Raw genomic sequence first — 11,501 nt, forward strand, 5'->3', positions numbered from 1 at the left:
CGTTGCAGCAGCAATCCAGCTCCTCCACCCACTAGCCTTGCTTAGGACCTAACATTTAGCGTTTGGTTCTATACAAGGCTAGTGACCGGACAGATGTCTGTGTATTGTAAAACCTAGTCTGCTTGGTGAGCAAAACAGTCGGCTGCGTTTGATGTTGAGTTTAATGGGGCGTAAGTGCTAGCCCGGGGGCAGCGTTGTTGGCAGTGTAAAAGAAGGTAATGCTGTCGCCAAACCTCACTCCAGCTCCAGCACGGCCTTGATCACCCCCGACTCCGGCCGCAGCCAGGAGTCGAACGTCTCCACCGCGGCCTCGAACGGCGCGCGGTGGGTGATGTAGCGCGCGACGTCCACGGCGCCGCACCGCACGCCTTCGATCACGCGCTCGAAATCCTCGCGCGTGGCGTTGCGGCTGCCCATAAGCGTCAACTCGCGCTTATGGAACTCGGGATTATGGAAGGCGATATCCGCCTTCACGAGCCCGACGTACACGAGCGTGCCGCCGTGCGCGACGTACCCGAACGAGTCGGTCATCGACCTCGCGTTGCCCGTCGCATCGAGCACCACGCCCGGCATGTCCCCGCCGGTCAACTCCGCGAGCCGCTCGAGCGGCCCGTCCGACACGAGCACCGTCGCGTCGACCCCCGCCCAAGAGCGGCAGAACGTCAGGCGATCGTCTTGGACGTCCATCGCGATCACCTTCGCCCCGCTCAGCTTGGCGAACGCCATGGCGCCGAGCCCGATCGGTCCGGCGCCGATCACAAGCGCGGTGTCGCCCTCGCCTAGCCCGGAGCGCCGCACCGCATGGGCGCCGATCGCGAACGGCTCCAGCATCGCCGCCTGGTCGAGCGTCAGCCCGTCAGCCCGCAGCAGGTTGCGAGTCGGCACCGCCACCAGCTCCCGCATACCGCCGTCCACATGTACGCCGAACACCTGCATCCGGACGCAGCAGTTCGTCTTGCCGCTCCGGCATGCCACGCAGGCCCCGCAATGAAAATATGGAATGATACCGACCGGATCCCCGGGACGAAGTCCCTCCGGATTGTCGCCGATCGCCTCCACAATGCCGGCCAGCTCATGCCCGAGCACGCGCGGATAGGAGAAAAAGGGCTGATTCCCTCTATACGCATGCAGGTCGGTCCCACAAATGCCAATTCGCCGAATTCGCACAATCGCCTCGCCCGGCTTCAACTCCGGCTCCCGCATCTCTACATATTGAAGCCGATTTACCTCCTGACATACAATCCCCTTCATGATGAACCTCCTCTAGTTTTCCCGCTCTCGCTGTTCCATTCTGGGTGTACGCAACTATAACCATTATACAAGAAGAATCGAATTCGTAATGCCTGGATTTGAATTTAATCGGCTCCTTTTGCGATAGGCGGCCGGGGATAGGGCAGTCAGCTTTTTAAACATACGTCCGAAATGAGCCATGCTCTCAAAGCCGCACAAACCGGCTATTTGAATGATCTTCAGCTCCGTCGCCGCAAGCAAGCGCTGCGCTTCCTTAATTCTCGTCGTGTTGATATACTCCACCAGAGTAAAGCCGGTAATTTTCGGAAAAGCTCGGCTTAAGGCAAAAGGGGAAACCCCGAATTGAACGGCAAGTCCGTTTAAGGATAAGGGATCTTGAAAATGTTCATTAATATGGCGGATGACGGCCGTTACGAAACGATGAAGCGGGCTGGATTGCTCCTTCACTTCAGGCAGCTGGTTCTCAGCCAACCGTCCGGCAAACAAGAGCAGCTCCGTAAGGAGCAAACGGATATAGGCCTCGTAGCCCGACTGCTGTTGCTGCAGCTCGCCGGACATTTTTTCCAGAAGCGTCTTGACGAACGATTGCTGGGGCAGCTTCAAATTGAAGACGGGCGTTACGTAGGCAAAGGGAGCCAACAACGTGGAGTGAAATGCCGCATGATCCTCCCCAAGCATTTTATCGCTGAAATTGATCACCACTCGCTCATGACCGGGTTCGGCCACATCCATCGTCTTATGAACATCCTGTTTGTTGATAAATACGAGATTCCCGGGGGAAATCAAATAGGAGCGGTCTTTAATGAAATAAGTGCGCTGGCCGGACAGCAAAAAATAAATTTCATAGGTTGAGTGATAATGGTTCTGTCTGCCGAACGGGTTCGTTCTCCGAATATGATGAAAATAAAAATCGCCTTCCTCCGACCCGTACTCCACAAAAACGGTATCGTCCATGCTGTCCTCCTGACTGTCCGGACCTTCTATGGCTCTCATTATATCAAACCTAAATCCAGGTTCCTATTCAATTCCTGCAAAAAAAGTTTAGTTTTAATGCAATTCGGCAAAAATGACGGAGATCCCTCTCTTTTCTTGCAGTATAATAAAATCCTAGTGAAAGGCCCAAATATGTTTTCCAGGAGGATCTGCCTAATGAGCGCACTAAAAGCGATTTTCGAATCCATCCAGAGTGGAGAAGGTTCGGTTCCGGTATCCGATGCGAACGTGAATGTGTATCCCAAGTCCTACACCGTATCCGGCTCCACCCAGTTGGTTATGGTAAAAGAAGGTTACGAGAAATTCATTCTGGCTCTAGGCGATGGCGTTGTTTTCAACGAGCTGCAAGGCATGATCGAGGATGGCGTCAAGCGCTGTCCGCTCACCCATGAGAACCGTCTTGCGCTGAATCGTCATTTGGAGTACACCGTTCCTCGCGCCTTCGGCACTCAAGTGGCGACTTTCGGTCTCGGGGATCGGCTCGGGATCGCTTCTCCGGGTCATCTGCAAACCGTCGCAGGACGCGAAGTTTACCCTATCTTGGCGCAACAAAGCATTCGCGAGTTGAATCTGACCGGTCGCAACTATAAGCAAGTCGTAGACGCCGCTTGCTTCGCGGTATTCCAGGAAGGCTACAAAAACGGCTTCGGCGCAGACGGCGACCACTTGAAAGTGGAAGCCGACATTCAAATGGCGCTCGATCTCGGTTTTACGATGCTGACGCTGGATTGCTCTGAGAAAATCGACAACACGCTGATCGGCAGTACGGCTGAGCAGCGCGCCCAGAAATACGACGCCCTACCTGAAGCGACACGCCGTCATTACGAGTCCCGCTATTTGAACCAAACGTTCCAAGTTGGCGAGACCTCGATCACCTTCGACCAGGAGACGTTAATCGAGAATGTGCTCGTTTACGGTGCGGCCATCGACTTCATGGAGCATGTTTACCGAACTTATATCGTAACTGCGCCTCGTACGATCGATTTTGAAATTTCCATCGACGAGACGCTGACGCCAACCGCTCCGGAATCTCATTTCTTCGTGGCGCAAGAGCTCTATAAGCGAGAAGTCGAAATTTTCTCCATGGCTCCTCGATTTTGCGGCGAGTTTCAGAAAGGGATCGACTACATCGGCGACATCGCTCAGTTCGAGAAGGAAATGATCATTCACGCCGGCATTGCGGATCACTTCGGCTACAAGCTGAGCATCCATTCGGGCAGCGACAAGTTCAGCGTATTCCCGATTATCGCGAAGTACACCCGAGGCCGCTTCCATGTGAAGACCGCCGGGACCAACTGGCTGGAAGCCGTTCGCACGCTTGCGAAAGTGAACCCTTCCCTGTACCGCCGAATGCACCAATACGCGCTTGATCACTTCGTGGAAGCAACGGCCTATTATCATGTAAAAGCGGATTTGAGTCTGATTAAGCCTCTTGATTCCGTCGCGGATCAAGATTTGCCCGAGTACATGAATGAAGAGAACGCCCGCCAAATGATTCATATTACTTACGGCATTCTGCTGCAAGCCAAGGACGGCGACGGACAAGCATTGTTCAAGGACGCGTTCTTCCGCACGTTAAGCGAGCAGGAAGACGCCTATGCCGCTTCGTTGATCTCCCACATCGGCAAACACTTGGACTTGCTGGTCTCGCCAACATTTTAACGAAAATGAGACTGTCGGTTAACTCAAAACACCCCTAGCCCTAAATCGATTATCATAGACGCCATTAGGATTCACTTTCCCGAGCTCCGGATTTGAAAGTCACAGTACCATCCGTTCAACGGGTGGCTTGATATCGAGGCTGTCCCAAAAGTTACTTTTGAGACAGCCTCCTCTTATTGGGTTGCCTTGTCCTCGATATATCTGCATATTCTTGCTTCTGGATGTACTCTCGAATCACATCTTTATTGATTCCGACGGTACTGACATAGTATCCTCGTGCCCCTAGATGCCTGCCACTCCCTTGTTTCATTTGTGGAAATCGATCAAACACCATCAGTGCGCTTTTCCCTTTCAGGTATCCCATAAATTCGGATACGCTTAGCTTCGGCTGTATTTTCACGTACATATGTACGTGGTCCGCACCTATACTTCCTTTGACTAACTCAACATTGCGATACTCGCATAACACCCATAGGTACCGTCCTCCTTTGCCCGGAATTTTGGCTGGCGAAACCAATTTCCAGTATCGCAAAGGAGGACTTTTTTTCATCATTCCTCACGGCACTTCCTGTTCAGTTCTCCCAGGCATAGTCTGAGGCTTAATATTTGAGTTAGGACAGTATCAGATTATCAAGGAACTGGGAATGGATCCGAAGACCGTGCGCAAGTACATGGCAAAAGAGATGCTCCGAAGGGCCGTCGTAACTTTGATAGCAGCAAGGGAGCATAAATGAGCCGCGTTCCTGGTGGAGCCGACAATGTTTCTTCCGGCAAAGCATAAAGTAAGGTATGCCATCGGAACGCAAAGGTGGATCAGAGGGCCAAGACAGTCTCACAGGCGCAGCACCCAAATTCACAGAAGAGAAATAATGTGGAATCCGTAGTATTTTTGATATATTCAAATTATTTATTTACAATTATGTAAATCGACATAATGCGAGTTATTACGCTATATACATATAATGGAATGTATAGTAGTATTGTGGTTTTCGCGGTAGATTATTGGAAAGATGGTGATGTAACAGTCGATTAAGTGTTTGCGTTAACATTTACGAGTGCATCTCATCGTGAATATCTGGAGACGATTTGAATTCTACTAAAATGTAAGTCACTATCCAAATCCCAAAGAAATGAGGTTAAAGAATGAAAAGGAAATGGCTTGTATTAGGCACGACTGCAGTATTAGTAGTTGCGTTTGGGTTAACGGCATCTGCTAATTTAGGATTTAACCTTGATACGTTTAAAAAAGAACTCGGAATCAAACAAATTCAAGAAGGTGTAGTTGTAGACCTACCTACGAATAGCGACAAACAGGTGGTTGTCGATTCTATCGATCCGAAAACGGGTGGACCGACAAAATATTTAAAGCCAAAAGCAGGCAATATGGAAGTACTATACAAGAATTTGATTGCAGAGGACAGTGGCAACTCTTTGAAAGTGCCTTATGTAAAAAATGGCACAAAAGATGTAGCGATTTATGATCCCAATACGACTTTACAAACGATTCCTATTCCAGGGACGGAAGATTACCTAATTCCGTTCGACGGGACCATTTATAAAACAAACTGGTCTAAAGGAACGCTCAACAAATTACTTAAGGACGAAGTGAACGGATATCAGAAAGACGAGATTCTGTCTCATAAACTTGACCATGTCGGAACACCTATGTGGGGAGCGTATCCAATGTTAAATCCGACGGCTTCCTACCTTTTATTTTTCACTGAGCGTAGTATGGCGAGTGGGGATAAAGATGGTGAAACTTGGGTTAAGAATATGGTTACGGGCGAAGAAAAGCCGGTTCTATCTGGAACGGGGAAGTTGTTGGGGTGGATAAAGGATACAACCGCTGTGATTAGTGGACAATTTATTTATTCCATTGATTTAACAAGTGGAGAGTCCAAAAGATTGACAGATGTAAAAGCCTTGGACGCCGGTCTGGTCAAAAACCAACTCGTGTATCAATCTTCTCCTGGTTCACTTACCTTTAAGTCTGTAGATTCAGGCGAAATATCAACCATTTCAAGTAAGCTTCTCCACATCAGTGGCTCCTATCAAACCCAGGGCAGTTGGCTAGCAATTAATAATCAAGTTAAAGATGGATCCGCCGAACACTCCATTGTGCTGTATAATATCGATACTAAAACGTGGAAGTTAGTTTCTGAACCTAGTGATCAGCTTATCAATGGTGTCTCTTGGCAAGATGACTCAACCCTTCTATTGCTGACCTATAAGAAAGGAACAACTCAAGAATTAACTTATACCGTAAATATTAATGAACTGGAGGATGTACGATGAAGAAAATCACTTCAATTATACTATTACTCTTGCTAACTCTATCGTTTATTACGCCGACATATGCAGCAGATTATAATTATCAATTCAGTCAATATTCCGGGACTGGAAGCTATGCTACTGCCCGCTCCCCTTACCATGTAGGTAACACAGATTTAGGAGCTGATGATTTCTCATTACCTACACATCGAATAAATGGTCCCAATAACCAACCTCGATATTTACAAAGATTTGATCTTACTTGGTATTCTGATGTTCATAACGGAACTGATCTTAAAGCAAATGCCGGAGTACCTCTTTACCCTATGTTTAATTGCTACATTGCCGCTGTCGTCCAACCTTCAAGTGGGAACAATGGCTATGTAACTTGCAACTATGATATTAACAACGATGGTATTTATGATAATTATTATGTAAAGTATATGCACTCGTTGCCACTTACCGGCCTTGCTGTTGGCCATACGAAAACCCCAACACAATCCATAGGTCAAGTCGATACTGGTAGCACATGGCCTGCCCATACACATCTCCAACATACGGACAGTACTAGCTCAAAAACATGGTCGCTTTTCCCATTCTTTCGCAGCGTTCTGAACTGGGGTTACGGGTATTATATGGAATACATGGCTGGAGACACGACTGTATCTGGAACATTATACATATCCGCTAACTCTATGGACGAGGGAACGAATGCAGGTCCAGGAAGTATTGAATACTATTATAAAGTTGGATCTGGAGGAACGTGGCAAAAAGGTTCCAATATGTCGCTTTATTTAACCGGGGATTCGAGTGGAAACTATTATCGTTATTCACTAGATCTAAAAGCAGCTGCGGGTAACCCAGGTTCCGGAAGTACAATTTACTACTACTTAGCAGCTATTCGCACAAATGGTACAATTTCATCAAGTTATGACTGGGGATTGTGGCCTGCTTATTATAAAATGCCCGACAAAACCCCTGCAACTATCATTGCTAGTGGTTACACACCTGTAACATCCTTTTATACGGTTCCATAATGAATGTATAAGGAACTCAAAGATTCGCAACCCGTGAGACCCAAATTAAGTCCGCGAAATCTGCGGACTTTTTTCTATGGAGAGAGATGATCAGCTTGCCGGTGGCCCCCGCATACCATGTCGAATTGATTGCGGGGGATGCTTCGCCCGATCGGCGTCTGGAGGCTCGTTTTGGCTGCCGGCGGCGGAGACAAAAGGAGTGTGTCAAGAGACGCGAGGAATAGCGGACAGACCGAAGGGAGGGCCGCAAGCCGGATTCCTTAGCGTACGGGTTTCCGGCCTATTAGAGTAAATTTGCTAATCGGACGTTTTTCGATTTGATGGCAGGACCTTAAACGGATGTTTGATTCTCTACCCTACATCTTGAATGGATGCTCGTTTCATCTTATAGTGAGAAAAGATGCCAAGCTAGGCACAATTTCAGGGCTTAGCGTATATTTTCGTTAAAATGTTGGCTGGACCCCTTGCTGGGCAAATAAGAACTCAAGGTACAATAAAAACCCACCTCCCGGTCGCGAATCGCAACCTGGAGGTGGGTTTCTTGTTACTTCCCGCCGGCCGCCGCAGCCGGGATCGCCAGTTGGCTGCCGACCATGCGGCTGTATACGCCCTGCTCCCGCAGCAGCGCCTGATGGCTGCCGTGCTCGACGATCTCGCCATGGTCGATGACCATGATCGTGTCCGCGTCGCGGATCGTGTTGAGCCTATGCGCGATGACGAAGCTCGTGCGGCCCTTCATGAGCGTGAGCAGCGCATCCTGGATGTGCAGCTCCGTGCGGGTGTCGATGCTGCTCGTCGCCTCGTCGAGTATCAAGATCGACGGGTCGGACAGGATAACCCGGGCGATCGCCAGCAGCTGCCGCTGGCCTTGGCTCAAGTTGCCTCCGTTCTCGGAGAGCAAGGTCTTGTACCGGTTCGGCAGCCGCTGGATGAAGCCGTCCGCGTTGGCGAGCGCCGCCGCCGCCCGCACTTCGGCTTCGGTTGCCTCCGGCTTGCCGTACTTGATGTTCTCCTCGATCGTGCCGGAGAACAAGTACGTGTCCTGCAGCACGACGCCGAAGCTGCGGCGCAGGCTGTCCCGCGTATAACGCCGGATGTCGACGCCGTCGATCGTGATCGTGCCGCTCGTCGTGTCGTAGAACCGGGTGACCAGGTTCACGATCGTCGTCTTGCCGGCCCCCGTCGGGCCGATCAACGCCAAGCTGCTGCCGGCCGGCGTCTCGAAGCTCACGTTTTTCAGGATCGGCACATCCGGCCGATACCCGAAGCTCACTTGCTCGAACACAACCTGCCCCTTCGGATTCTTCAGCACAACCGCATCCGGCGCATCATCCGGCTCCTCCTGCTCCTCGAGCACCTCGAACGCCCGCTCGGCGCCGGCCACGCCGGACTGGAGAATGTTGAACGTATTCGCCATGTCGTTCAGAGGCCGGACGAATTGCTTCGAATAGCTGAGAAAGCTTGCTATGACGCCAATCGTAATATCGCCCTGCACCGCCATCAAACCACCAACAATGGCGATCGAGGCAAACCCGATGTTGTTGATGACGCCCAGCAAAGGCATCAAGAATCCCGACCAGATCTGGGCTTTCAACCCGACGCTGTACAGCTCCTGGTTAACCGTCTCGAACTCCTTGATCGACTTCTCCTCGCGATTGAACGCCTTGACGACCACAAGACCGGAAATCGTCTCCTCGATATGCCCGTTCAGCTTGCCCAGCTGGATCTGCTGATTTTTAAACAACACCGAAGTCCGCTTCGTGATCGTCTTGGCCAGAAAATAAACCAACGGCACGGTAATCAAACTCGCCAGCGTCAGGATCGGACTAAGCACGATCATCATGATCAGCGAGCCTACGATGGCGATCGAGCCCGACATCAGCTGCGTCGTCGATTGCGAGATCGTGTTGCTCACGTTGTCGATGTCGTTGGACAGCCGGCTCATCACTTCGCCATGCGGGCGAGAGTCGAAATAGGAGAGCGGCAGCTTCTGCAGCTTCTCGAACAGCTTGCCGCGAAGCCGCATAACGACGCGCTGCGACATGCCGGCCATCATCCAGCCCTGCAGGAAGGCCATCAACCCGTCGGCTACATAGGCGACCACCAGAGCAACCAGGATCGTCTCCAGCAAGCTGAAGTCCACGCTCCCGCCAGGCCCATCCGTCATCGCATCGACGGCAATGCCGATCAAGTAAGGGCCGAGCAGGCCGATGCCTGCGCCAAGCAGCAGCATGAAGAACAGCACGCCCAACCGCTTGCGCTCAGGCCCAAGATACGTCCACAGCTTTTTCAGCGTTCCCTTGAAATTGCGCGGTTTGACGACGGGCCCTCGGGCGGCGCCGCGCATCATCGGGCCTGGGCCGCCTGGCCCTCCGGGACGCCCCGGACCCGCGTGAATCATTGGAACATCATGCTCTTCCCGGCGCTCATTGGGCTTGGACATGGGGTTCATGCGCCTCCCTTCCGACCTGCGAACGATAAATTTCTTGATACACGCTGCACTCGCTCATCAACTGCTCATGTTTGCCGATCCCGACGACTTGCCCGTCGTCCAGAACGACGATTTTGTCGGCATCGACAACGGACGTAATCCGCTGCGCGATGATCAGACAGGTCAAACCCCGTGCATAGGTCCGCAACGCTTCCTTGATCTTCGCCTCCGTCGAGACGTCGACCGCACTCGTGCAGTCGTCCAGGATCAGAATGCGCGGCTTCCGAACGAGCGCCCTCGCGATGGAGACACGCTGCTTCTGGCCGCCCGACAAGTTCACGCCCTTCTGGCCGAGCCGCGCCTCGTAGCCCTCCGGCAGCTCGGAGATAAAGCTGTGCGCCTGCGCCATCTCCGCTGCATGCCGCACTTCTTCCTCCGTAGCGCCGTCCCTTCCCCATTGAATATTTTCAAGAATGGTACCGGTGAACAAGACCGACTTCTGCGGAACGATCGCGATATGCTCCCGAACAGCAGCCGGATCCATCTGTTTCACATCAACCCCGTCCACCTTCACCGTACCCGAGCTTACATCATAGAACCGCGGAATAAGGCTGACCAGCGTCGTTTTGCCCGAACCCGTCGACCCGATAATGCCTACCGTTTCGCCAGGCAAACAAGTAAAGCTGACGTTCCGTACAGCCGGCTCGCCGCGTTCGCCTTCGTAAGAGAACGAGACATTCTCAAAATCCACTCTGCCCGCGCTGGCCTCCAAGCCGACGCGATTGGCTTCCCACTGCATCGTATTCTCCTGCTGGAACACTTCGTTAATCCGAGTAGCCGAAGCGCGCGCCCGCACGAACATGTTGAACACCATGGAGATGGTCATGAGCGAGAACAAAATCATCGTCATGTAGTTGATGAACGCGATAATATGGCCGAGCTCGATATGGTTCGTGCTGACGCCGCGGCCCCCGAACCAGAGCACGGCGACGATGCCGAAGTTGACCGTGAGCATGATCGCCGGGTTGAACACCGACATCGCCCTCATAACGGTAACGGAACGATCCTTGTACTCGACATTCGCGTCGTTGAACTTGTTCACTTCGTAGTCGAATCGGTTAAACGCTTTCACAACACGGACGCCGGATAAATACTCGCGCATCACGCTGTTCACTCGATCTAGCGCGCGCTGCACTCGCATAAACCGAGGAAACCCGATCTTCATATTCAGCGCCACAAGCATCAAGACGATCGGGACAACGACCGCGAGTACGAGCGCCAGTCTCGGATTCAATCTGCCCGCCATCACCAAGCTGCCGATACATAGAATAGGCGCCTTGACGAAAATGCGCATCAAACCGTTCATGAAGTTCTGCACCTGCGTCACATCGTTCGTCAATCGAGTGACAAGCGAAGCTCGTTCGAACTTGTCGATGTTCTCGAACGACAGCGTCTGGATTTTGCGAAACAAGTCGTTCCGCAGCTCGGTGCCGAACTTCTGCGATACATGGCTCGCAATAATATTGCGGGTCGAAGCGGCTATGGCTCCGAACGCCGTCACGAGCAGCATAATCCCGCCCATCTTCCAGACGTATTCCATCCGGCCTTCGGCTACCCCGACATCGATGATCATCGCCATGATCGTCGGCTGCATCAGGTCGCACAGCGACTCGATCAAGACGAACAGGACGGCGGTCAGGAAGAGCTTGCCATGCCGGCCGGCATAAGTACGTAAAAAGCCCATTTGCGGTTGACCTCCTTCTGACTTGCGTTCCGGGGATATATGTCTATATTGAAATATACTCCTATCTGGAACAATTGTCAGCCATCATTAAGAAAAACCATCAGGGAAGATC

8 protein-coding genes are annotated in these 11,501 nt (G+C 51.7%); 3 read left to right on the forward strand and 5 right to left on the reverse strand.

Annotation, left to right across the window (positions count from 1 at the left end):
• Positions 1-234 precede the first annotated feature (234 nt).
• Positions 235-1,251 carry a zinc-binding alcohol dehydrogenase family protein gene (locus PKO02S_RS29880; protein WP_127588670.1) on the reverse strand — a complete coding sequence of 339 codons (1,017 nt, stop codon included), beginning with the start codon at positions 1,249-1,251 and terminating at the stop codon, positions 235-237.
• A gap of 63 nt (positions 1,252-1,314) precedes the next feature.
• Positions 1,315-2,205: an AraC family transcriptional regulator gene (locus PKO02S_RS29885; RefSeq protein ID WP_127588671.1), complete on the reverse strand. Its 891-nt coding sequence runs from the start codon at positions 2,203-2,205 to the stop codon at positions 1,315-1,317.
• 195 nt (positions 2,206-2,400) lie between these two features.
• On the opposite strand from PKO02S_RS29885, the gene PKO02S_RS29890 reads away from it, so the two are divergent.
• Complete coding sequence (locus PKO02S_RS29890; RefSeq protein WP_127588672.1) at positions 2,401-3,906, forward strand: tagaturonate epimerase family protein; 1,506 nt, start codon at positions 2,401-2,403, stop codon at positions 3,904-3,906.
• A 151-nt stretch (positions 3,907-4,057) separates the two neighbouring features.
• Here PKO02S_RS29890 and tnpA read toward each other — a convergent pair whose 3' ends face one another.
• A complete protein-coding gene (gene tnpA, locus PKO02S_RS34015) occupies positions 4,058-4,459 on the reverse strand; it encodes an IS200/IS605 family transposase (protein ID WP_127588673.1) in 402 nt (133 codons plus the stop codon).
• A 590-nt stretch (positions 4,460-5,049) separates the two neighbouring features.
• Here tnpA and PKO02S_RS29900 point away from each other — a divergent pair.
• A complete protein-coding gene (locus PKO02S_RS29900) occupies positions 5,050-6,201 on the forward strand; it encodes a TolB-like translocation protein (RefSeq protein WP_127588674.1) in 1,152 nt (383 codons plus the stop codon).
• Positions 6,198-7,214 (forward strand): hypothetical protein, encoded by a 1,017-nt coding sequence (locus tag PKO02S_RS29905; protein WP_127588675.1) that lies wholly within the window; start codon positions 6,198-6,200, stop codon positions 7,212-7,214. The genes PKO02S_RS29900 and PKO02S_RS29905 overlap by 4 nt, the downstream gene beginning before the upstream one ends.
• Before the next feature lie 544 nt (positions 7,215-7,758).
• Here PKO02S_RS29905 and PKO02S_RS29910 read toward each other — a convergent pair.
• Together PKO02S_RS29910 and PKO02S_RS29915 are read right to left on the reverse strand one after the other, a co-directional pair.
• Positions 7,759-9,615, reverse strand: coding sequence for an ABC transporter ATP-binding protein (locus PKO02S_RS29910; protein ID WP_218033968.1), 1,857 nt, complete (start codon positions 9,613-9,615; stop codon positions 7,759-7,761).
• A gap of 25 nt (positions 9,616-9,640) precedes the next feature.
• Positions 9,641-11,389 (reverse strand): ABC transporter ATP-binding protein, encoded by a 1,749-nt coding sequence (locus tag PKO02S_RS29915; protein ID WP_127588677.1) that lies wholly within the window; start codon positions 11,387-11,389, stop codon positions 9,641-9,643.
• Positions 11,390-11,501 lie beyond the last annotated feature (112 nt).

Origin of the sequence: Paenibacillus koleovorans NBRC 103111 (assembly GCF_004000845.1) — a bacterium.
In the GTDB taxonomy this organism is placed as follows: Bacteria; Bacillota; Bacilli; order Paenibacillales; family NBRC-103111; genus Paenibacillus_AA; species Paenibacillus_AA koleovorans.

Excerpts from the sequence above, each read along its gene's own strand:
- PKO02S_RS29910 (WP_218033968.1), bottom strand. The coding sequence starts at position 9,615 with ATGATTCACGCGGGTCCGGGGCGTCCCGGAGGGCCAGGCGGCCCAGGC.
- tnpA (WP_127588673.1), bottom strand. The coding sequence starts at position 4,459 with ATGATGAAAAAAAGTCCTCCTTTGCGATACTGGAAATTGGTTTCGCCA.
- PKO02S_RS29880 (WP_127588670.1), bottom strand. The coding sequence starts at position 1,251 with ATGAAGGGGATTGTATGTCAGGAGGTAAATCGGCTTCAATATGTAGAG.
- PKO02S_RS29885 (WP_127588671.1), bottom strand. The coding sequence starts at position 2,205 with ATGGACGATACCGTTTTTGTGGAGTACGGGTCGGAGGAAGGCGATTTT.
- PKO02S_RS29890 (WP_127588672.1), top strand. The coding sequence starts at position 2,401 with ATGAGCGCACTAAAAGCGATTTTCGAATCCATCCAGAGTGGAGAAGGT.
- PKO02S_RS29905 (WP_127588675.1), top strand. The coding sequence starts at position 6,198 with ATGAAGAAAATCACTTCAATTATACTATTACTCTTGCTAACTCTATCG.
- PKO02S_RS29915 (WP_127588677.1), bottom strand. The coding sequence starts at position 11,389 with ATGGGCTTTTTACGTACTTATGCCGGCCGGCATGGCAAGCTCTTCCTG.
- PKO02S_RS29900 (WP_127588674.1), top strand. The coding sequence starts at position 5,050 with ATGAAAAGGAAATGGCTTGTATTAGGCACGACTGCAGTATTAGTAGTT.